Consider the following 22,269-nt stretch of genomic DNA (forward strand, 5'->3'; position numbering starts at 1 on the left):
ATTTATGGGGGTAAATTCCAAAGGAAACTCTCATACCTTTTTCGACATTTACATAAAACGAAGTGTATAGAAATGCGAAAAAAGCTCAAAATACTACTGTAGAGTCGAGGAAACCAATTAGCAACAAACCAATTTGTTAACACAAATGAGGTGTTAGTGTTGGAGAATAGTGATGCTTCACTAAAGGACAACATGAAAAAAACAAATGGGGTGTTTGCGAAAGATAATCTAATGAAATAAAACCCTTTTGTTAGAACATATCTCAATGCCAAGGGATACTAACGAAATGGTTTTGTACACCGGATAAGTTGCTTTAAGCAGTTTAACGGTAATACAAGTCCCCACATTAGTTTTCTTGTCCTCGGCTCTACAAGAACAGGCTCACCCTTATGGGTGAAGCCTGTTTTCTTGTTTTGTGTTAGCTTAAGACTTTGCATTAATCAGACAGAATAGATAAAATAAAGGAAAAAGTTAGGAGTTGGTCATATTGGCACATGAAGATTGTATATTCTGTAAAATAATTGAAGGAGATATCCCTTCAGCTAAAGTGTATGAGGATGAACACGTACTGGCCTTTTTAGATATTAGCCAAGTCACAAAAGGACACACATTAGTGATTCCTAAAAAACATGTGAAAAACATCTACGAAACACCGAGTGAAGTTGCATCAGAATTATTTGCACGCGTTCCTCGTATCGCAAATGCTATTAAAGCAGCTTTTCAGCCTGTTGGCATGAATTTACTAAATAATAATGAAGCTCCTGCAGATCAATCTGTCTTCCATTTACATATTCATTTAATTCCACGGTATGGTGAAGGGGACGGTTTTTCATCGAATTGGAACGTTCATACGGACGATTACACTCCTAGTGATTTACAACAGATCGCTGGTCAAATAAATAAGGAAATCAATTAGTCAAACAATTTGTAAATTAATTCTTTTTATTTTTGTTGATGTTTGATATACTTATGATAAGTTTCTGCAGCTGACAACGAGTGTACAGTTGAGGAACAAAAATATATGAGCTTAGATAGCTTAGCTGAGGAGAGGTACAAATGAATACAAGGGTTTTAGTCATTTTATCACTATTAGTAGGGATGGGCGCTGTATTGCATTTTATCATGCCCCCAATTTATGGTGTAACACCAGACATGATGTTAGCTATGATGTTTATCGGTATCATGTTATTTCCTAAATTGAAATATGTTGGTGTATTAGCAATTGCAACAGGGATTTTATCGGCACTTACGACAAATGCACCTGGTGGTCAAATAGCCAATTTTATTGAAAAACCAATTACAGCCATAATCTTTTTTGCACTCTTTCTGTTAATTAAAGATCGAGTCAACATAAGAATAGGCGTACCGGTTTTAACTGCTGTTGGTACAATGATTAGTGGAGCCATTTTTCTTACATTGGCATTATATGTCGTAGGACTAATGGATGGCGTATTTGTACTCGCTTTTGCTTCTGCTGTATTACCTGCAGCTGCTTTAAATACGGTGCTGATGATTATTATTTTTCCAGTAGTCCAGCAAATATTAAAGCGATCCAAGCCAATAGCTGTTTAATGAATGATAGGATAAATCCCCTGGCATCTGTGTTGTCAGGGGATTTTTTAAGGAAAGCATTCCTAATACATACAAATAGAGAAACATGGAAAAATTATAGTGAATGGGAAGGAGCGAGATTCATATGGCAAAAGGTAAATCTCTCATGCTAGGCATAATGGTAGGAGGTGTAGTTGGAGCAGTTACAACATTATTAACTACTCCATCATCAGGTAAAGAAATTAGAAATAAGGTAAAAGACCAATCCCAAGAATGGATGGGGCTTTTGGAAAATCTTAAAATGGATGGACTACGTCTTAAAAATCAAATCGCAGCAACATCTAGAGAAGGTGTTTCCCTCATTAAGGATTTAACACAAGAAATGAAAAGCTCTATTGTCGAATGGAAAGAATCGGTAGAACCACATCAAAAAAACATTCATCAATATTTGGAACAAATTGAATCAAGCTTAAAGGATTTAGAAGAAAAAGTAAATGCTAGTAAAAAATAAAAATGAAGATAGAAACCAACACCTTGAACCGTGTTGGTTTTTTTATTACAAAGGCTCTGTTAAATTTTAATGTTGATTATAGTTCGAGATTAAGAAGCTAGGACAAAAGAATGTAACTTACAGCAAAAACAATTGATAAGTAAAGTCCCCGCTCCGGAAATATTCCTCCTTCTAGCACTAAAAAACCTGCAGGCCATATAAGCCTACAGGTTTCATCAATATTATTTATTATTCAATTCCTTCTGTCCACTCCGCAACTTTATCTGGATTTTCTTCTACCCATTTAGCTGCTGCTTCTTCTTCGCTCATACCTTCAGAGATATCAAGCATAACGGATTCTAAATCTTCTGGAGTCCAGAAGAAGTTATCAAGCACTTGGTAAGCTTCTGGTAAATCGTCCTTTAAACCTTTGCGAACCATCGTTTCAATAGTTTCCGCTCCACCGAATGTACCCTTTGGATCTTCTAAATATTTCAGATCATATTTAGCGAATTTCCAGTGCGGAGACCAACCAGTTACAATAACTTCTTCTTCGTTGTCATACGCTTCTCCTAAAGCAGTGGCCATTGCACCACTTGAAGAGGTTACGACTTCCCAATCCTCGAGGTTTTCATAATCTTCTAATGCTTGTTCAGATGTTGCTACTACACCTGCTCCTGGTTCAATTCCAGTAATCTTTTTACCAGCTTCATCAGATAGATCTTCAATTGAATCAACATCCATATATGATGGTACGACTAGCCCAATTTTAGCTCCTTCTAGATTAGGACCAAGCTGCTCCATTTGGTCACCATATTGCTCATATTGACTGCCATGTGTCGCTGGTAGCCATGCAGCAACCATTGCATCAGCTTCACCATTTGCTACCGCTTCCCACATTATGGAATTATCTAATGCTGTTAATTTTACATCATATCCTAAGTCTTCTAACACTTTACCTACAACATTTGTAGAAGCAATTTCAGTATCCCATGTTACATAAGCCAGATTAATTTCTTTCCCTGCTTCTGATGAACCTTCATCATTAGATGAATTATTGTCTGATGAGCAACCAGCTGCAAATAATGATAATGATAATCCAGCAATCAATCCTAGACGTTTCCAGTTACGTTTAAACATAATAGTTAACTCCCCTTTTAAAATAATGTATTTATATGGAACTTTTCATCCAGAAAAGTTTACCAATAATACCCCTTATGAGGCACAAGCATTCCCGCACTTGCAGCGGAAGCATGCCTGATTTAAGCATTGTTTTGCTTATTCATGCTCTGTGTAAAACGATCAATTATAATCGCTACTATTACAATTCCTATACCGGCAACAAACCCTGTACCGACATCAGAGCGCTGTAATGCTGTTAATACTTCTTTCCCAAGACCTGGTGCTCCTATCATAGAAGCAATAACGACCATTGATAACGCAAGCATGACAGTCTGATTTATACCAGCCATAATGGTAGCCTTTGCCATTGGTAGCTCTACTTTAAAAAGTTTTTGAGCCCCCGTACTACCAAATGCTTCTGAAGCTTCAATTAGCTCTTTTGAGACTTGACGGATTCCTAAATTCGTAAATCGAACAGTAGGTGGTGTTGCAAAGATTAGCGATGCGAATACACCTGGAACCATTCCAATTCCAAAGAACGCAACCGCTGGAATTAAATATACGAATGCAGGCATCGTCTGCATGAAATCTAGTACTGGTTTAAGAATTGCTTCTGCTGTTTTACTTTTAGACATTAGTATGCCGATAGGGACACCTATTATAATAGAGAGTAAACTTGCTATCAGTACTAGCGTGACCGTGCTCATTAACTCTTCCCAGTATCCTTGATTGTAAATCAACCATAGTCCAACAAATGAAAAGATTGTCAAACCAATTTTCTTCTTAGATAAAACAAATGCTAAAATAGCGATAATAATCATAAATATATATGGCGGTATTAACATTAATACATCTTCAGAAAACCATTCCATAAAACTACCGAGATGTTGTTTTATCGGATCAAAGAAAATAGCAAATGTATCCTTTGTCCAACTCGTAAAATCCTTAGCCCAATCTGCTATCGGTATTCCTTCTGTAAACCATTCTTTAAACATGTTCTAGATTCACCTCACTATCCCCTGCAAGAGCAGCAATGACAGCACCTCGTACAATTATTCCTACCAGTTTCTTATCTTGAACAACTGCTACAGGAACAGGTGAACCATTGATTACATTAAAAATGTCTTGCATAGAAGTTTCTTTTTCTACCTCTTTAATATCAGTCCGCATAATTTCTTTTAAGTCACGAACATCTTGTTTCCTTGCTTCCGAAGCATCATCAGCTGTTACATAACCTTTTAGATTACGTTTACTATCTACTACTAGAATGCTAGATATACCAGATTCCTTCATCCGCTCTAATGCTACACGTGGACCATGCTTTTCAATATTTATCGTCTCCGGTCGCTTCATGATATGTTGTGCCGTTAATACTTTTGAACGGTCAACGTCCTCCACAAATCGTTCAACATACTCATTAGCAGGATTAACTAATATTTCCTCTGGTGTTCCGATCTGAACGATCGAGCCATCCTTCATAAGTGCAATTCGGTCCCCGATCCGTAACGCCTCATCTAAATCATGTGTAATAAAAATAATCGTCTTTTTCATAGTAGATTGTAAGTCGATTAATTCATCTTGCATGTCCTTACGTATTAAGGGGTCAAGTGCTGAGAATGCTTCATCCATTAGAAGTACTTCCGGATCATTAGCTAACGCTCTAGCTAGACCTACACGTTGTTGCATACCACCAGATAGCTGGTCAGGCTTTTGATCGGCGTAACCACCTAATCCTACAAGCTCAAGTGCTTCTTTTGCTTTTTTCGTTCTTTCCTCTTTAGGAATCTTTTGTACCTCTAATCCAAATTCCGTATTTTGTAAAACCGTACGATTGGGAAATAGTGCAAAACGCTGGAACACCATGCCAAGTTTTTCACGACGTACTTGACGTAGCTCCTTCTTATCCATTTTTGCCAAATCCTGCCCATCAACTAACATGCTTCCTTCTGTCGGGTCGATTAATCGATTTATCAGTCTTACTAACGTTGATTTACCACTACCAGATAACCCCATAATAACGAAGATTTCTCCTGGCTCAACCGTAAATGATGCTCGATTAACACCAACAGTACTACCTGTCTTTTTTAAAATTTCTTCCTTTGATAATCCTTTATCCAAAAGCTCTAATGCCTGCTTTGGATTTTTCCCAAAAACCTTTGATAGGTTTTTTGCCTCGATAATCGGCAAAACCTTCACCTCTTTCTATACAATAATATCTATCCATTAAATCCTTGATTAATAGATTGATTTGTTAAACGCCGTGTTTTGCTTACTTTATTACTATATACTTTATTGTACGAACAGGACAAACTTGATATTCTTTAATTTTCGAACATATAAATTGTACAGTTTATTCTGTATGAATTATATAGCATCTTTCCTTATAAATACTCCATAATACTCCATAATCCACCTGAACTATCCATTTTTAATTAAAGGGATACTATTGTAACCTTAAGTTAGGTACATATAGGAGGGTTGCATGTTGAATAGCAGCAACGAAACGATTATGAATGGTATATTATTGGAATTCGCTAAAACAATTGAATTATTTGAGCTATCCCCTTTAGAAGCTAGAGTATTTACGATACTATATATGGAAGCACGACCTCTAACGTTAGATGAACTTAGTGAAGCATTAGGAAAAAGTAAAACATCCATGAGTAATAGTGTAAGAAGTTTAGTCAATCAAAATCTTGTAAAGCGAGTGTGGAAAAAGGGAGTACGAAAGGATTTATATCAAGCCAACAATCAACTTTTTAAGCACTTCATGAATTCCTACCTAAAGAAATGGCTTGATGCCACAGCTGATCGTAAAGATGCATTGCTAGAAATTCAAGGTCAAATTGAACAGATAACTACAGATGAAAGAAATCGAGATTTAGAGAATAAGCTGCTTCAAATCATGCAGTTTCATATACAATTAGAAGAATTCTTTCATGAAGCTTCCCAAATAAAAAAAGATGACTTATAGGAGATACTCTATAAGCCATCTTTTTTTAGGATTTGAATAAATTCATCTAATAAGTCCGGAAAATACCCTTCTCTTCTTAAAGCATAAATTGTATCTGTTGGATTTAGTTTTGGATTCAGTAACCCTGCAAACCTAGCTAAAAGAGAGGAATAATGCAGTAACCCCTCTTCTTTCTGTTCTATATACTCCGAATTAATCTTCTCTAATATATGAAATATTTCCTTATACTCTTCTTCTGTTATTTCATTTTCGATAACAAGCTTCGTGAAAGGGAATTTATTCACATCGATAATTCTCGTTAGCAACTGTAAATGAAATGTTGCCAGATTGTTATGCTCACTCATCTCGAACCCCCTCTTTCGCCCACTCTTTTCATAGTTATCAGAATATATTTTCAATTGCTAGTATTTTTATATAATTTTTTTTCGTAAATCCTATTGCAATTTCCTTTATAAGATACTATCATCAATAAGGCTTTAGAATTAATAGTCATTCCTTTAGACAATCATTCATAGTCTAACATAACAAGTGAAGGAGAAGGCATAATATGAATTGCTGGAAATCTGTTAATTTAAATAAGCAATATGGTATGAGATGGATTAATTTAATATCTTGTTTTACTAGTCTTATAACCTTTATCATACTTTATGTACCATTCTCCATGTTACATCAAGGTAATTTAGTTAGTGATTCAGGAATTTTCCTATTTGTACTGGCAATCATCTTATTGCCAACACTTCATTCTTTATTGCATATTTTACCATTAATTATGATAAATAGAAAAATGAAATTAATAATTAATCGAAAACGAGGACTACCGATATTTACCTTCTATACGGATGCGCGAATTAAGAAATATGCTTATATTTTATCAGCCCTAACCCCTACCATTGTCTTAACAATTCCAGGGATTATTGCATCATTACTTTTTCCAAGTATATACGTTTATTTTCTTTTATTCACATCTATCAATGTAGGCATGTCCTTTTTAGACTTTTTATCGATTAAACATATTATCAAAGCACCTAGACAATCTTTTGTGGAAAAAGACGATCAAGGCTTTGATATACTATTGAAAGCGAACTAGAAGAGGCATCTAATCTTGCCTCTTCTTTTTTACTATCCAATAATTGAATTTTTTGTTACAGTATTTTATATGTACTAACTTACTATCATGTCATTTTAATGGTTTTTTTATACATAACGCATTATTAAGCAGTATTGCACGAGGAGGTTGTAAGGTATGTTCCTTATTTTTCTTATTTATGGATTTATCATTTTAGTTATATTTAATTCTTTAACAGATAAATTTTGTAAAAAATTGGAGATGAACGATAACAAGCAAGCGACTGTATTTCGATTTACTAATATTATGATACTTATCTTACTTGTATCCTCATACATTAAAGTATTAAATGCTATGGTTTAAACATCACTTGTCCTAATGGTAACTAGCTCCATGTCATCATTTTTACTTTCCATTACAATTTCAAGATAAAGTGTGTAAAAAATAAGTAATTCCTGGATTTAGCTATTATTTTATTGATAAACTATGGTATATTAATCATTAGTTATACGAAGTAATAAAGAAGAGATTAGGAGTGTAATGTAATGAAGAAACTAACAATCGCTGCAACTATTACAGCAGGTGTTTTATTATTATCTGGATGCAGTAATGATGCAAATTCAGAGGTAGTTGTAGAATCTACCGTAGGAGACATCACAAAGGAAGACTTCTATAATGAAATGAAAAATTATATTGGTGAAAGCGCGCTTTACAATATGGTTGTCATTAAAGTATTAGAAGATAAATATGAAGTATCAGATGAAGAATTAGATAATGCGGTACAAGAAGCCAAAGATGCGCAAGGTGATATGTTCACCATGTGGTTAACACAACAAGGTTATCCAGATGAAGAAGCATTCCGTGACCAAACATATCAAAGACTACTGCAAGAAAAACTAATGTTTGAGGATATTGAATTCTCCGATGAAGAACTTGAAGATAAATTCAATGAAATGAAAGAAAATCGAGAAATCGATATTCGTGCAAGCCACATCCTAATTGAAAAAAATGAGGACAGAACTGATGAAGAAACAGAAGCACTTGTTGCAGAAGTACAAAAGAAACTTGATGAGGGCGAAGATTTTGCAGAACTTGCAAAAGAATACTCTGATGATGGAAGTGCTGCTAATGGTGGCGACTTAGGTTACTTCACAACCGGTAGAATGGTAAAGGAATTCGAAGATGTTGCTTTTAGTTTAGAAGAGGGTGAAATTAGCGGTCCTGTTGAATCTAACTTTGGTACACACTTCATCCAAGTAACAGACATTCCTACCTTCGAAGATAAAAAAGAAGACATTCGTCGTCAACTAGCATTAGAGCAAATTGACTACACTGATGTTCAATCTAAATTGGACAAGCTTATTGAAGATGCTGGCGTTGATGTAAAAATCGAAGAATACAAAGATCTGTTCACTGCTCCAGAAGCACAAGGTTAATAAACGAAGACTGCCACCAAATCTGAATTTGGTGGCAGTCTTTTTTTACCTAATTAGTTACTTCCTTTTGTTCTTGTCTACGTTGCTCACGTTCTTCCTCTATTCTTTTCATATACACTTGTCCTTCACGTTCAATATATTGCTTCTCCAGTGCCCTTTCCGCCCGCATTGCTCGAAAAGCCATATAACCACTAAAGAAAATAAATAAAATAACCATGAAAACCCACCAAGGCATTCCAAATATCATTATTCTACCCCCTTGTCCATTGCTACTTACTCCAATTATATGTACAAGAGGGTAGAATATTACTTAAAAAAACTGCTCATTCAAACGTAGGCTTATAGAACGAACGATTGTCCATTGCATATAAACGCTCCGTAAATTCACCAGGCTTCACTTTATCTAATGCACGATTTAACATATTCATCTTTGCATCGATTAAATCAATTAAATGCAATAATTCCGCTTCTCTTACTAATGGCGGTGTCGGACTTCCCCACTCGGCTTTTCCGTGATGTGATAAAACCAAATGCTGTAGGATAAGGACTTCTTCTCCATCAACTTCTAACTCTCTTGCTATATGACCAATTTCCTCTACCATCATTGGTATATGACCAAGTAATTTCCCTTGAAGTGTATAGGTAGTAGATACAACACCAGATAACTCTTTTAACTTACCAATATCATGTAATATAATGCCAGCATATAAAAGGTCCTTATTTACTTGTGGATATAGGTCACATAATTCCCTAGCGATTTTTAACATACTGACAATATGATGGGCAAGACCAGACACATACTCATGATGGTTACGTGTAGCTGCTGGATAAAGGGATAGTGGTTCTTGATACTTTTTAATAATTGCTCGAACAATTCGCTGAATCGTTGAATTTTGCATTTCAAAAATAATCTCTGTCAGCCTAGTCATCAGCTCTTCCCGTTCTACGGGGGCTTTTTCTAGAAGATCAGCAACTTGAATACCATCTGTCGCCTGTGCTAGTCGAATCGAATTGATTCGCATTTGAGGTTTCCCACGAAATTGATTTATTTCACCAGTAATGCGAATAATTTGTTCCTGAACAAACAGTGCTTCATCTTCCCCAGTCACGTCCCAAAGCTTTGCTTCGATTTCCCCTGTTGCATCTCGTAATACAAGTGTTAAAAACGGTTTACCATTACTTGCCGTTCCTTTCGTTGCATCCTTTATTAGGACAAATCCTTCAAATGAATCTCCTATTTGATGATGGCCAATCCCTTTTCCCATTCCTTTTATCATGTTATCGTTCCTCCCCCATAATAGAAATGAGATTGACTTGCATTCAAAAAGCAAACGTCAATCTCAGCTGTTAACATCTTTTAATTGTTCTTCGGTATATATTCGAATATCTTACCAGACTCCACGACATGGATGAAATTCATTAGCCATTTATAATAATTCTTCGCATATTCTAAGCGGTCCATATCGCGTTCAATTCTCTCTTTTAGTTCTTCGTCTTCTGTAGCATCATATAGCTTTCTTAACTCCTCTAACGTCTCTTCAGCCTCTTCGATATTTGATTCTGTATTCTTTCTCCATCGATTGCCGAATAAGGAAGTAAAGGATTTATACCAATCCTCCTCGGAACGATACAAATCTTTACGGATTCCCTTTCTAAAGGCAGTTTCTACCATTTTCATATCGGATAATGCTCTTACGCCCGTAGACATACTTGTCTTACTCATTTCAAGAGCTTCTCGCATATCATCTAATGTCATCGGCTCATCAGAAAAATATAGAACCCCATATAATCTACCTATGGAAGATGTTAAGCCATATAAGTTCATATTCTTCGCTATTGTTTGGATGAACTTTTCAATTGTTTCTTCATGTTTTTCCCATTCTCTACTATCTTTGTCCTCTGTCACCGGATGTACCTCCATTTATGCTTGATATACGAAGCCCAACACATGATATAAATAAAGCTATATCATCTCGTATGATCCAATCCATTAGCTTTCTAACTAGTAACTCGTATACATTATTTTATTACTAATTTTCTACTAAGGGTACAGTATTTGTCAACCGGATTAAGTTCTTATTGTCCATTCTCGATGGGATATCCTCTTTGCACGTAAATAATAGAATTTGATGCTGCTTTGATATCTCATTTAGAATCGAAATCATTCGATCATATCTTACCACATCAAAGTGAACAAACGCATCATCCATTATAAATGGCATTCGCAAGCTTTCACTCATTACGAGACTAATTGCTAATCGTAGTGCCACATATAATTGGTTTATGGTTCCTTGTGACAATTCCTGTACCTGAAAACGAATATGGTCTACTCGCTCCACTACAAACGGCTTATCCGCTACTGGTGGATAAACGTTGATATAGACCTGATTGGTTAATAGCTGGAAAAAATGTGTTGTCTTTTCCATCACTTTAGATAAATATTTATCTCGAAAGTTTCCTTTCGTTTCCGTGAGTAACTCTTTTGCTACTTTATGAATAGCCCATTCACGAGCAAGCTTCCTTAACTTTTCCTTTTCTTGCTCAAACTTATGGATCATTTCCGAATACGTTTCGGAAGCTTCTAATCGCTTGATGTCTAGCTTCAATTGGGCTAATTGATTACGTTTCTTTTCCCTTTCTTCCTCCAATTGTTGGATTTCCTGAAGAATCTCCGTCACTTCTAGCTCAATACTACTAAGCTTGGGTGGACAAGCTACTATCTCTTCCCATCTTTCCTTCGTAAAAAAGCTAGAATACTGTGCTTTTATTTGCTCACAATGATTCACAAGTTCCTGTTGCTCTTTTAACTCTCTCGCTTTCAAGTAATACGCTTCTTCATCTTTTACCTTGGCAACCTTAAAGAGTGAATTCATTTCTTGTTCTAACGTGTCACACTTCATTACTATTTCATTTAATTGTTTCTCTACTTCCCTTAACGATTGTTTCGTTTGGTGAAGCTGTTTTTCTCGGTGGCGAAATTGTTCAATCCCTAGCTCTAAAAACTCTAATTTTGCTAATAGTGTTCGAGGTGTGTTTTCAATATGATGTCTTTCGAAAAATCGATTAACCGTCTCCTGATAGCGTTCTAGCTCTTGATTATGCTCATGTTCTTGTATTTGTAATTCATTTACTTGTTTAACATCTTTCAATAATCCTCTTAATGAATGAAATAACTCCTGCCAGTATACCACCTCAACATGAGAGAGAAAAGTAAATATATGTCTTTGATTAGCTATTTCTTTTTCCAATTCCAATTCTCGTTGTTCCAATAAGATTTTCTGTTCTCTTAATTGATTCAGCGTAATATCAGAATCTCTTAATTTGTCCTCTAATAATTCAATATCTCGTAAGTTTTCTCGATTTATTTCAAGGATCTTCGCAGCCTTCGCTCTTTCATCCTCGGTAATCACGATATTGTCGGATTGTGGATGAATAGTCTGTCTGAGCATTGCTTCCATATGATGAATCGATTTTTTACCATAGATCCATTGTGTGACTCCAAAAAGTAGGCTCACAGCAGTTATACTAACATATACATAGTCTTTAAGCACGAATGCTAGTATACCGAAGAAAGTACCAATGAAAACACTTAAGCTTAAGAAAAGCCCTATCCGCTTATTCGTTTGTTGCCTTGTCTTGCTCCAATTTTTTTGTTTTTCTATATGCTCCTTTTGTAAGGCATGAAGTAATTTCGATTCTTTATATGCTTCCATTACTTCCTCAAGCTCTTTTCTTTCCTCTGGCTTAAGTAAGGATAACTCAATATCTTGTAATTCTTGTTCTAGTCTATTCTGTTTTGCTTGTTGAAGCTGTATACTATCCTTGTTTACCTCTAGCTGCTGCTTTAAACTCTCATACGTCTGTTTCAAATCAGCCCACTGCTTTTCCAAATGGAACGGGAGAGAAAGCTCGGCTAAGTCATCTTTGGTTAACCCAATATTTAATTCCGTTATTCCTGTATTAATTTCCGCATCTAGTGTTTTAATTTGCTCTTGAATCGTGGTTAAATTTTCCTTCACTTTTTGATAATCTGCAAATTTGGAGCAAACAGCTACCGCTTCTTCATAAGGAAAATCATTATTTTTGTCTTGTATTTCTTTTCGTTCTCTAATAAGCTTTTCTCTATTTCTTTCTAAAACATTCCTTTCACTTTTTAGAGGATACCATTTATCTTTTAATGACTCTAGCCGTTCTATTCCTTCCTCAGGAAAAGGAATTTCTTCTGGTAATTCATTTAGTCTTAGCTGATATTGCTTGTATGCTTCAACTTGTGGCAAGACTTGCATCAGTTTATCCAACTGGTACCGAGCTTGTTTATACTCCTTCATTTGTTGGGTAATGTGTTCAATATCGGTTTCCAGCTCTATAATGGCATTCTTTTTTTCCCGATAGGTGGATTCTTCATTCTCTAGCTCATGTAACTGGACATGAAGTTGTTCAAGTTTCACTAATTGTTGATTAATTACAGGATTTTTTCCATAGGGCTTAAAGTAATCACTTATTCGTTGGTCGAGCCTTTTTTCAATAGAATGTATTTTCGACGATCCTGTGAGACCAATTCCTAGTAATATTTCACTAATATTCTCTTGCTTTACATCTTGTAACCTGCTCAAATCAGCAGCTGAGAAAGAGAAGATCGCTTGATAGGTTTTCTCATCTATCCCATGTAGTTTATCACGAAGCCAATTTTCATCATGTTCTTCCCCATCCGCTGTATGGCATATTGCTACTCCATTTCGCGTGTCAGCTAATCGTTCAATTGTGTAAATGCCCACTTCAGGATCAAAAACCGTCAAACTCCCACCCATCTTACTACTTGTTTTCGGTTGATAAAATTTGCGCTGTTTCGGTGGCATTCCAAATAACATAAATAAAATAAAACGCTGCAGAGTAGTTTTCCCAGACTCATTTTCTCCATATATTGTTAGGAATGAATCTTTACTAAAATCAATATGATAATCAACCCATTTTCCAAAACCATAAATAGTTGCTTGAAGTAGTTTCATGAAAGCATCACTCCTTCATCAGCTCATGTAAAACAAGCTCATAAGCTTCCTTTTTAATCTGTTCTTCCATTTCCTCCGATAAAACATCCAAATACTTTCTCGCTTCTTTATGTTGATATAAGTCTGTTAGGTGTGAAGGTGAGGAGAAATGGTCTACGTTCATCGTTAGTTCGCCGAGAAAATGCTCCCCTCTCAAGTTTGGTAATGCTATGTTGGTATATTTACTTGTATATCGAAATATATAGATCCAGTTTTTCTGCTGGCTAAAGCTCTCATTCCATATCTCTACTATTTCTTGTAATAGATTTTCATTCTTCCATTCAAGTATTGTATCCTTGTTGCTGTGTAACTCCAAGTCAACTAATAGGGGTAGTGCAACATCTAACTCTTTCAGTTGCTTTGTTATTCGTTGTTCAACCTGATGAATCGTCTCACATTCTGACACATCTATTGTTATGTGACCATACTCAATTGCGTTCAATGGAATAAATTCTAATGATTGCTTTCCTTTGACCATCTCAACGTAATAACACCCTTTCTCACCCGATTCCTTCCTATTTCGCCCTTGAATATTGCCCGGGTATACGACAGAAGGATTCTCCTTTAATACCGCTCGCTTATGAATATGACCTAGTGCCCAATAATCAAAATCCTTTTCTAGAAGCTCACCTAGTTTAAATGGTGCATATGTATCGTGTTCGGTGTTACTTTCTATACTTCCGTGGAGCATAGCAATATGGAAAGGAATTTGCTCGTCTACTTTTTTATACTGATTCACCTTGTTCTCCACTACCGCTCGACGCTCATAACTAAATCCATAGATAGTAGCTAATGGAATATGATCTTTTTCATACGTAAAGGAGCGTACCTGCTCATCAGGGAAGACATGAACATTCTCTGGATAGGTAATGGGATACCGATTCCCTTCTACATAATCATGATTACCATACGATACATACACATCAATGTGATGGCGCTGTAATTCTTCGAAGGCGTTCCGTAAGCTAATCTGTGCTTTTAAACTTTGCTTTTCATTATCAAATAAATCTCCCACTAACAAAACAAAATCTACTTTTTTCTTAATGGCTACAGCTACTAAATTATTAAGTGCTGTAAACGTACTTTGCCGTATCTCTTGGAATACTGTTTCATTTACATCCGATAATCCTTTAAAAGGGCTATCCAAATGTAGGTCCGCTGCATGAATAAAGGAAATCTTCTTTTCCAATATCATCCCTCCTCTTTCATTTTATTCTATCAAATCCCAAAGACGAATGCACGTTCGTAGTTAGATCCACAAAATTTCTCCATAGAAAAAACCGCTTTAATTAGCGGTTTTATGCTATATATGCCCTCCTAGTCTATCATTAATAATCCTCTAAACACCATTATTCTTTTCTCGTCAATAAAATAGCTTTTTTAATATCTTTAAAAGAACTAGATTTTCCGTACATTAACACGCCACCTTTATAGACCTTCGCACCAACAATGGCAAATAGAATAATGGTTCCTATTAGAATTCCTACAGACAGAAACACTTCCCAGATTGGAACATCCAAAATACCAACTCGAATAAACATAAGCATTGGTGCAAAAAAAGGAATAAACGATGTTATCGTTACAATGGAAGATTCAGGAACATTCATTCCGAACATCGCTAAGAAAAAGGCAACTGCAATTAATAAAATAATTGGTGTAACCATCTGATTAGCTTCTTCTACTCGACTAACTAACGATCCAAGCATAGCCGCTAATGTGGCGTATAATAAATATCCGAGTAAGTAAAATAGTATGCCATACAATAAAATGGTTAAGGAGGCATCTTGTAAGCCAAACGAGCCAAGAAATTCACTTAGTTGTTCCCCTTTTGCTTGCAACATCATATAAGCTAATGATACAAAGATAAATATCTGTGTTAGACCTAATAAAGCGATTCCTATAATTTTCGCGAACATATGGGTAATTGGCGAAACACTAGAAACTAATAGTTCCATTACTCGAGAGGACTTTTCTGTCGCTACATCGGTTGCTATGAGAGAACCGTACATGATGACACCAATATAGAGTAAAATCAGCATCACATAGACAATCCCCCGTGCTTGATTCATTTCCTCTGCTGATTTTCCACTCTCATCTAATGCAACTGTATCCATCGCTATCGGTGAGAACACTTCATTTATAGCTACTTGATCGATTCCTAATTGCGCTGTTGCTAGAGTTGTCTTTAGTTGTTGCAGCTGCTGCTGAACCTTTGTTTGAAGTTGACTATCAGACATATTTTTCGCATAAAAGGTAGCCTCTGGTAATCCTTCCTCGTTTAAATCAAGTGTAATAAGTGCATCATAGCTCCCATCACTGACTAATGCTTTGCCCTCTCCCAGTGACTGGGTGAAAGGTTCCAAGATAAGTTCATCATTATTTTCCTGTATGATCATCAAATCGAATAGCTCACCTGATTCATCTAGTACAGCAATATTATCTTCATCTTCTCCAGTAAGGGTAAGAATAATCGAGTCAAAGTTTACTATCAGAACTAAAAAGGCAAGAATTAAAGCAGTACTAATAAAGAATACTTTAGTTTTTAATTTGGATAGATACGTATGAGTTGTCATAATCCAAAACTTATTCATAGTGAGCACCCACTTTCTCGATAAAGATATCGTTTAGGGATGGTTCTTCTAAATCAAATTTCCGCACAAATCCCTTCCCTTGCAGTTCACGAAAAATAACCTGTGATACTTCCTCATCGGTAATCTGTATTAAACAGCCTTCCATAGTCTGCTTGTAGTGGACTACACCATGAATAGTCTTTAAAAAATCTAAACTCATATCAGCATGAATAATTAAGTTTTTCTTACCAAAGGAGCGTTTAATCTCACGTAATGCCCCTTGCACAACTGGAGTTCCTTTATGTAATATACATAGGTGCTGACATAATTCCTCTACATGTTCCATTCGATGGGATGAAAAGACAATCGAAGTTCCTTCATTTTTCAAATCGACAACAGCTTTCCTCAACAACTCTACATTGATCGGATCTAAACCTGAGAATGGTTACCCATGGGTTCTCTAATTCACTTAACATTCTCATCCCCCTCAAAAATAAATAATTCTTCTATACTACATTCAAAAATTTGCGCTAATTTATGAGCAAGTACAAGAGAAGGCTTATACTTCCCCTTTTCTAATGAGATTATGGTTTGCCTCGATACTTTTAAAAGCTGTGATAAATCTTCCTGAGTCATATTTCTTTCTGTTCGTTTTTCACGAATTAATGTTTTCATACTATCTCCCGCTTCATGTAAAGTTAACTTTACGTAAAGTGTACTATACATCAAGCATCAAAGTCAAGGGAACTTTACATTTTACATTCTATACATTTATATAGAAGGATTTTTTTAATAAAAGTCGAATAATAAACAATAAGAAAAACTTCAGGAGGGAAACGATGAAGACATATGTATTAACTGTTTTTGATAAATCCGGGGAGAAATTATTGGATGAGTCATTTCAAGCTGCCAATGATCAAGAAGCAAAAAAAACAGGAGAAGAACGACTTGCACAAAAAGGTTATCTAGAGCATACACATCGATGTGTTTCACCAGAGGCAAAGCTAGTATTGTTCCACCGTTAATAGAAATTACACTCAGAAGGTTAGCTAGTACTTAAAATAACGCGGCACAAAGTATAAATAGCGCGGAAACCTTCGGAAATCGCGCCGGAATTACAAAAGTCGCGCAATATGGAAGAAAAACAGCGCGGCCTTCATTAAAAGTCGCGCGACACATCCATAATGGCGTGACTTTTAATGAAGGCCGCGCGAACTAATACGAGTCTCTCACGACTTTATCCGTTTTATTGAGAAATCGACAGATGGGGAATTACCTCCGCATACTACTCTGATTACGATTCTTCCAAATTATTCATATTCTCATTTACCGGCAAAGCTCGGTTTCCTTTTCTCTAAAAACGCGCGTACGCCCTCTTTATGATCCTCCGTACTTCTCAGCTGCCATTGGTTCTCTTTTTCTCTTTCTAAATAATAATTTAATGTTTCGACATGCAGGTTGTGATAGGTCATTTTCGTTCTAAGCATTGCCTCAAGTGGAGAAGCAAGTAACCGCTGCCCAAGATTAGGAGACTCCTCCAATACATCCTTTTCCGTTACAATATCTACTAGTCCCATTGTTTTTGCTTCAGTAGCTTTAACCTGTCTTGGATTTCCCCAAATAAATTGCTTCGCTTGCTGTGTCCCAAGACGCTGTTCCGCCCAGAAATGCCCCCCACCATCAGGAGCTAAACCTACTCCAATAAATAACATTCCAAATTTAGCCTCTTGGTGCGCGACAACATAATCAGCAGTTAGTGCCAAGCTTAATCCTAATCCAGCAGCTGAGCCTTGAACACTGGAGATGACGATCTTCGGCATCATGTAAAGTTTCCGCACAATCTGAGCAATCGTGTCCATAACACGATCAAAGAACGCTTTATCAGCAAAGTCCTTCATCATGGCAATATCGCCACCTGCACAGAAGGCGTTCCCATTCCCAGAAAGAATAACAATTCTGTCATTATTCTGTTCCACTTTTTCAATTGTAATTAGAAGTTCTTCAAGCATTTCCTTATGGAGTGCATTATATCGCTCTGGTCGATTTAAGGTAATATACGATACATGCTCCTTACTTTCCAATGTCACAAACGTCATTTTCATTCCCCCCTCATTTAACTAGAACGTGCTATAACATTATTCGCTAGACAAGGTGATAATTCCTGCTATTATGCTGAAGTAGTACGTAATTTAAGAATTAAAAAAAGAGCCAGGATATTTCTCCTCGCTCTTTCATATATTAACCCTGTTGAGAACCGTATAGTTCTTCTAGTGGCTTCGTAATAATTTGGCTAATTTCATTAATTACCGTATTTAAACGTTGCTCATGTTCCATTAATTGTGAAATTGCCTCATGTTGTTGGACTAATTCCACTACTTTACGGGCATTGTCAATCTCTTCTTCGGTAATTTCTTGACCTTGCATTTGCTTTTGTTGTAGTTCCATTTGTGTATCACGGAAATCTTCAAATGTTTTCTTTGCAGTTGGATCTCCCATAACCGCTTCAAATGCGTCCTTTAGTCCTTTAAATTCCTCACTATCACGAATCGCCTTTTCTAAATCATAGGCGCTATCATACATATTAGACAAAACAAATTCCTCCTTGATTAGATTACCCCCACTATATCAAACGTAACGGGGTATGTATACTAATAGCTATTAACTTTTGATTATTAAGTTAAGATTCACACTAGGTGAACTATCTATACGGGGATTACGAAAGGCTAACTGGAGACAAGCAGACTTGGTTATATATTTTTACTGACATAAATGATACTTTTTTAAATAGCGATTATATTGGTATAATTACTATAACTCTAATGAAAATGAGGTTTTTTAATTGATTGATAATTTAAAAGCGTACTTTCCTTCTCTCGAACACTATACAACCATTCCACCAAAATTAAATAATAGATTAAAATGGTTCCTAACTTCAGACTCTCAATTAGTCGGAATTCATCCAGATGATTTACAGGAGAAAGATTTGCTTCTATTAAGTACGTTTCTAACTCCATATCATAACTTGTTTCCATCTATGACAGACGAAGAAAAGCAGTGGAAAAATTGGATTCATACTGATGAGTGTCCGAATAACAATTCTACCTTTCGATTTGTCTACTTCCAATTGCCATCCAATCAAATCGAACTATCTGCATTTAAAGATGCTATTAATCAATTGTTCGAAAAGGAAGTTCCTATTTTATGGGAAAATGAGCAGGAAGGTATTATCATCGAATCGTTTTATCCTGAATTAGAAGATGCCATTTCATACAAGGAAATTATTGATATTTTAATTAGTGATTTATATATCAATATACGCTTTTTTGTAGGTCCTTATTTCCATTCGAATGAAGGAATAAAAAAATATTATCAACAAATAAAAGCTGGGGCAAAGCTATCGTTTAAAAGTACACAGCTTCATGTTATAAGCTTTTTAGAGGCAATTCCACATATAGTAGTTGATCACGTTGATTCTTCCATTATGAAAGATTTACCTAAATTAATCCTACAGGAATTCCAGCGAGACAACGAATTCATTACGATGATGGAGGTCTTCTTCAAGAGTAATCTAAATGTCTCTGTCGCTGCCAAAAAACTATATATGCACCGAAATAGCCTGCAATACCGTATTGATAAATTCTATGAAAAAACGGGGATTGATGTTCGTATATTTCATCAAGCACTTACCGTATATTTGGCCATCCTAGCGTTAAATAAATAACTTTATGTAAACATGCACAAAGAGCAGCCATATCTTTGTGCATGTTTACTATTTTGTCCATCCGCCCTATTTACTATAATTAATTTAGATTATAAAAACGCTTTCATTTTTTAAGGGGGACTTGTACATGGCTGAATTACGCTTAGAACACATTCAAAAGAAGTATGATAAGGACGTAGTAGCTGTTAATGATTTTAACTTACACATTCAAGATAAGGAATTTATTGTCTTTGTCGGACCTTCTGGATGTGGTAAATCCACGACATTACGTATGATTGCTGGTCTAGAAGAAATCACGGACGGAGAGCTATACATCGATGATAAGAAAATGAATGATGTCGCTCCTAAAGACCGTGACATTGCGATGGTATTCCAAAACTATGCCCTATATCCGCATATGAATGTATATGATAATATGGCCTTTGGATTAAAGCTACGTAAGTTTAAAAAGGACGAAATTGACAAACGTGTACAAAACGCGGCAAAAATTTTAGGTCTAGAAGCATACTTAGATCGTAAACCAAAAGCTCTTTCCGGTGGACAACGTCAACGTGTTGCATTAGGTCGTGCGATTGTCCGTGATGCAAAAGTATTCTTAATGGATGAACCATTATCAAACTTAGATGCGAAATTACGTGTACAAATGCGTGCAGAAATCCAGAAGCTTCACAAACGCTTACAGACAACGACGATATATGTAACCCATGACCAAACAGAAGCAATGACGATGGCTACGCGCTTAGTGGTCATGAAAGATGGTGTTATCCAACAAGTCGGTGCACCTAAAGAGGTTTATGATAATCCTAATAACGTATTTGTTGGTGGATTTATTGGCTCACCTTCCATGAACTTCTTTACAGGAGTAGTAAAAGGCTCTGATTTTGTAATGGATGACGTAAAGATTAGAATCCCAGAAGGAAAACTAAAGGATATCAAGGCAAAAGGCTATGCAGACAAGGAAGTCATTCTAGGTGTACGTCCAGAGGATATTCACGATGAGTTAATATTTATCGAATCCTCTCCTAATACTAAAATATCAGCTTATATTGACGTTGCGGAATTAATGGGAGCAGAGACATTCTTATACTCTAAAATAAATGAGCAAGATTTCATTGCTCGTGTGGATTCAAGAACTGATATTAATGGCGGAGAAACGATAGACCTAGCACTAGACATGAACAAAGTACACTTCTTCGACGCCGAAACAGAAGAGAGAATAAAATAACATATCAAAGATTGAGCTCGTTATTTTTAATAATAACGAGCTTTATTTTATTACCAGACATATATTTTGTTAATTTTAGGGAATTATTTCAATAAATTTGTAAATAATACAGGTAACAATTATACAAAAGGAAAAGCCCACTAGGACTTTTCCTTCTATTTTAAGGAGCTTTACTACTCCTAGCCATTATTATTGAGTTTTTCCAGACATTTGTTGTTGAGCAGTTTGTACTAGACGCTTAGTAATTTCTCCACCAACAGAACCGTTAGAGCGAGAAGTATTGTCAGCACTTAGAGTAACACCAAACTCAGAAGCAATCTCATATTTCATTTGCTCAAGTGCTTGTTCTACTCCTGGTACTAGTAATTGGTTTGAATTGTTGTTAGCCATATTTATCACCTCCTGTACTAGTTAGTGTGAACAGAACATGCTATCTTATCACAAGAAATGAATGGCAATAATAGGTTTTTATGAAAAAATAGAAAGCTAAAGGGAAAGCCAGAGACTTTCCCTATTAGAACGGTTTTTAAAAGGGGGGCTCCCCCCTTATAGCCAGTCATTATTGAATTCTACCAGATAATTGTTGTTGAGCAGTTTGTACTAAACGCTTAGTGATCTCCCCACCAACAGAACCGTTAGCACGAGAAGTAGTATCAGCACCAAGGTTTACACCAAACTCAGAAGCGATTTCAATTTTCATTTGTTCTAAAGCTTGTTCAGCACCAGGTACTACTAATTGGTTTGAGTTATTGCTGTTGTTGTTAGCCATGTTTATCACCTCCTGTAATTATATTGTGAGCAGAAGTAAAAAACTTATCACAAAAAAACATTGGTAAATTGTGGTTAACTATATATGTATATAATTCGCTGGTAAGTAACGTTTTAGATAGATATGGAGCATTGATATAGTGGCAAATAAACGGCTATTGTTGAGGAAAGGTAATCGAGTAGGAGGAGGCGATTAACCTCCGACCTCTCACACCACCGTACGTACGGTTCCGTATACGGCGGTTCCATCTAAGTCCAACGTAACGTTTGATATCTACTAAATAGACTCTTTAGCCCTTGG

Annotated in this window: 24 protein-coding genes and 1 pseudogene; 9 read left to right on the forward strand and 16 right to left on the reverse strand. The window is 36.0% G+C overall.

Annotation, left to right across the window (positions count from 1 at the left end; all coding sequences use genetic code 11):
• The first annotated feature begins 487 nt into the window (after window positions 1–487).
• From AAIB49_RS11570 to AAIB49_RS11580, 3 genes are all read left to right on the forward strand, one after another.
• Window positions 488–916: an HIT family protein gene (locus AAIB49_RS11570; protein WP_343458123.1), complete on the forward strand. Its 429-nt coding sequence runs from the start codon at window positions 488–490 to the stop codon at window positions 914–916.
• Window positions 917–1,056: 140 nt separating this feature from the next.
• Entirely contained in the window at window positions 1,057–1,572 is a 516-nt protein-coding gene (locus AAIB49_RS11575) for a tryptophan transporter (RefSeq protein ID WP_186869332.1), read from the forward strand.
• A 124-nt stretch (window positions 1,573–1,696) separates the two neighbouring features.
• Window positions 1,697–2,062, forward strand: coding sequence for a YtxH domain-containing protein (locus AAIB49_RS11580; protein WP_343458124.1), 366 nt, complete (start codon window positions 1,697–1,699; stop codon window positions 2,060–2,062).
• Window positions 2,063–2,290: 228 nt separating this feature from the next.
• Here the strand turns inward: AAIB49_RS11580 and AAIB49_RS11585 are convergent, their stop codons facing one another.
• From AAIB49_RS11585 to AAIB49_RS11595, 3 genes are all read right to left on the reverse strand, one after another.
• Window positions 2,291–3,181, reverse strand: coding sequence for a glycine betaine ABC transporter substrate-binding protein (locus AAIB49_RS11585; protein WP_343458125.1), 891 nt, complete (start codon window positions 3,179–3,181; stop codon window positions 2,291–2,293).
• A 122-nt stretch (window positions 3,182–3,303) separates the two neighbouring features.
• Window positions 3,304–4,158 (reverse strand): ABC transporter permease, encoded by an 855-nt coding sequence (locus tag AAIB49_RS11590; protein WP_343458126.1) that lies wholly within the window; start codon window positions 4,156–4,158, stop codon window positions 3,304–3,306.
• Window positions 4,151–5,350, reverse strand: coding sequence for a quaternary amine ABC transporter ATP-binding protein (locus AAIB49_RS11595; RefSeq protein ID WP_339215983.1), 1,200 nt, complete (start codon window positions 5,348–5,350; stop codon window positions 4,151–4,153). Before AAIB49_RS11595 ends, AAIB49_RS11590 begins: the two co-directional genes overlap by 8 nt.
• 295 nt (window positions 5,351–5,645) lie before the next feature.
• On the opposite strand from AAIB49_RS11595, the gene AAIB49_RS11600 reads away from it, so the two are divergent.
• The gene (locus tag AAIB49_RS11600) at window positions 5,646–6,137 is read left to right on the forward strand and encodes a GbsR/MarR family transcriptional regulator (protein WP_343458127.1); all 492 of its coding nucleotides are present in this window, start codon (window positions 5,646–5,648) and stop codon (window positions 6,135–6,137) included.
• 8 nt (window positions 6,138–6,145) lie between these two features.
• On the opposite strand, the gene AAIB49_RS11605 is transcribed toward AAIB49_RS11600, so the two are convergent.
• Window positions 6,146–6,481, reverse strand: a complete 336-nt coding sequence (locus tag AAIB49_RS11605; protein ID WP_339215986.1) for a DUF1878 family protein — start codon at window positions 6,479–6,481, stop codon at window positions 6,146–6,148.
• A gap of 203 nt (window positions 6,482–6,684) precedes the next feature.
• Between AAIB49_RS11605 and AAIB49_RS11610 the strand changes: the two genes are divergently transcribed.
• Together AAIB49_RS11610 and AAIB49_RS11615 are read left to right on the forward strand one after the other, a co-directional pair.
• Window positions 6,685–7,224, forward strand: coding sequence for a DUF3267 domain-containing protein (locus AAIB49_RS11610; RefSeq protein ID WP_343458128.1), 540 nt, complete (start codon window positions 6,685–6,687; stop codon window positions 7,222–7,224).
• Between the two features lie 524 nt (window positions 7,225–7,748).
• Window positions 7,749–8,639 carry a peptidylprolyl isomerase gene (locus AAIB49_RS11615; protein ID WP_343458129.1) on the forward strand — a complete coding sequence of 297 codons (891 nt, stop codon included), beginning with the start codon at window positions 7,749–7,751 and terminating at the stop codon, window positions 8,637–8,639.
• A gap of 49 nt (window positions 8,640–8,688) precedes the next feature.
• Here the strand turns inward: AAIB49_RS11615 and AAIB49_RS11620 are convergent, their stop codons facing one another.
• The 8 genes and pseudogenes from AAIB49_RS11620 to AAIB49_RS11655 all read right to left on the reverse strand — a co-directional run bounded on the left by AAIB49_RS11620 (window position 8,689) and on the right by AAIB49_RS11655 (window position 16,929).
• Window positions 8,689–8,886 (reverse strand): sporulation YhaL family protein, encoded by a 198-nt coding sequence (locus AAIB49_RS11620; protein ID WP_186869323.1) that lies wholly within the window; start codon window positions 8,884–8,886, stop codon window positions 8,689–8,691.
• 76 nt (window positions 8,887–8,962) lie between these two features.
• Window positions 8,963–9,904, reverse strand: coding sequence for a 3'-5' exoribonuclease YhaM (gene yhaM / locus AAIB49_RS11625; protein WP_343458137.1), 942 nt, complete (start codon window positions 9,902–9,904; stop codon window positions 8,963–8,965).
• A gap of 92 nt (window positions 9,905–9,996) precedes the next feature.
• A complete protein-coding gene (locus AAIB49_RS11630) occupies window positions 9,997–10,545 on the reverse strand; it encodes a GbsR/MarR family transcriptional regulator (protein ID WP_339215991.1) in 549 nt (182 codons plus the stop codon).
• Between the two features lie 124 nt (window positions 10,546–10,669).
• Window positions 10,670–13,645, reverse strand: a complete 2,976-nt coding sequence (locus tag AAIB49_RS11635) for an ATP-binding protein (RefSeq protein ID WP_343458130.1) — start codon at window positions 13,643–13,645, stop codon at window positions 10,670–10,672.
• 7 nt (window positions 13,646–13,652) lie between these two features.
• Complete coding sequence (locus AAIB49_RS11640; RefSeq protein ID WP_343458131.1) at window positions 13,653–14,873, reverse strand: metallophosphoesterase family protein; 1,221 nt, start codon at window positions 14,871–14,873, stop codon at window positions 13,653–13,655.
• A gap of 160 nt (window positions 14,874–15,033) precedes the next feature.
• Window positions 15,034–16,275 (reverse strand): ABC transporter permease, encoded by a 1,242-nt coding sequence (locus AAIB49_RS11645; protein ID WP_343458132.1) that lies wholly within the window; start codon window positions 16,273–16,275, stop codon window positions 15,034–15,036.
• A pseudogene (locus AAIB49_RS11650) lies at window positions 16,268–16,699 on the reverse strand (ABC transporter ATP-binding protein); the annotation flags it as partial. The pseudogene AAIB49_RS11650 and the gene AAIB49_RS11645, both read right to left, overlap by 8 nt.
• 20 nt (window positions 16,700–16,719) lie before the next feature.
• Complete coding sequence (locus tag AAIB49_RS11655) at window positions 16,720–16,929, reverse strand: helix-turn-helix transcriptional regulator (RefSeq protein ID WP_339216003.1); 210 nt, start codon at window positions 16,927–16,929, stop codon at window positions 16,720–16,722.
• Between the two features lie 164 nt (window positions 16,930–17,093).
• On the opposite strand from AAIB49_RS11655, the gene AAIB49_RS11660 reads away from it, so the two are divergent.
• Complete coding sequence (locus AAIB49_RS11660) at window positions 17,094–17,279, forward strand: YhzD family protein (RefSeq protein ID WP_339216004.1); 186 nt, start codon at window positions 17,094–17,096, stop codon at window positions 17,277–17,279.
• 297 nt (window positions 17,280–17,576) lie between these two features.
• Here AAIB49_RS11660 and AAIB49_RS11665 read toward each other — a convergent pair whose 3' ends face one another.
• Together AAIB49_RS11665 and AAIB49_RS11670 are read right to left on the reverse strand one after the other, a co-directional pair.
• Window positions 17,577–18,350, reverse strand: a complete 774-nt coding sequence (locus AAIB49_RS11665) for an enoyl-CoA hydratase (RefSeq protein ID WP_339216006.1) — start codon at window positions 18,348–18,350, stop codon at window positions 17,577–17,579.
• A gap of 142 nt (window positions 18,351–18,492) precedes the next feature.
• Window positions 18,493–18,843 (reverse strand): YlbF/YmcA family competence regulator, encoded by a 351-nt coding sequence (locus AAIB49_RS11670; RefSeq protein WP_339216008.1) that lies wholly within the window; start codon window positions 18,841–18,843, stop codon window positions 18,493–18,495.
• A gap of 250 nt (window positions 18,844–19,093) precedes the next feature.
• On the opposite strand from AAIB49_RS11670, the gene AAIB49_RS11675 reads away from it, so the two are divergent.
• Window positions 19,094–19,975 carry a PucR family transcriptional regulator gene (locus tag AAIB49_RS11675; RefSeq protein ID WP_343458134.1) on the forward strand — a complete coding sequence of 294 codons (882 nt, stop codon included), beginning with the start codon at window positions 19,094–19,096 and terminating at the stop codon, window positions 19,973–19,975.
• A 127-nt stretch (window positions 19,976–20,102) separates the two neighbouring features.
• Window positions 20,103–21,200 carry an ABC transporter ATP-binding protein gene (locus AAIB49_RS11680; RefSeq protein ID WP_343458136.1) on the forward strand — a complete coding sequence of 366 codons (1,098 nt, stop codon included), beginning with the start codon at window positions 20,103–20,105 and terminating at the stop codon, window positions 21,198–21,200.
• Between the two features lie 189 nt (window positions 21,201–21,389).
• Here the strand turns inward: AAIB49_RS11680 and AAIB49_RS11685 are convergent, their stop codons facing one another.
• Both AAIB49_RS11685 and AAIB49_RS11690 read right to left on the reverse strand, forming a co-directional pair.
• The gene (locus AAIB49_RS11685) at window positions 21,390–21,590 is read right to left on the reverse strand and encodes an alpha/beta-type small acid-soluble spore protein (RefSeq protein WP_339216014.1); all 201 of its coding nucleotides are present in this window, start codon (window positions 21,588–21,590) and stop codon (window positions 21,390–21,392) included.
• A 169-nt stretch (window positions 21,591–21,759) separates the two neighbouring features.
• Window positions 21,760–21,969, reverse strand: coding sequence for an alpha/beta-type small acid-soluble spore protein (locus tag AAIB49_RS11690; RefSeq protein ID WP_339216015.1), 210 nt, complete (start codon window positions 21,967–21,969; stop codon window positions 21,760–21,762).
• Between the last annotated feature and the right edge of the window lie 300 nt (window positions 21,970–22,269).

The sequence above is a fragment of the Ornithinibacillus proteolyticus genome (assembly GCF_039581225.1).
GTDB classification, from domain to species: domain Bacteria; phylum Bacillota; class Bacilli; order Bacillales; family Amphibacillaceae; genus Ornithinibacillus; species Ornithinibacillus massiliensis.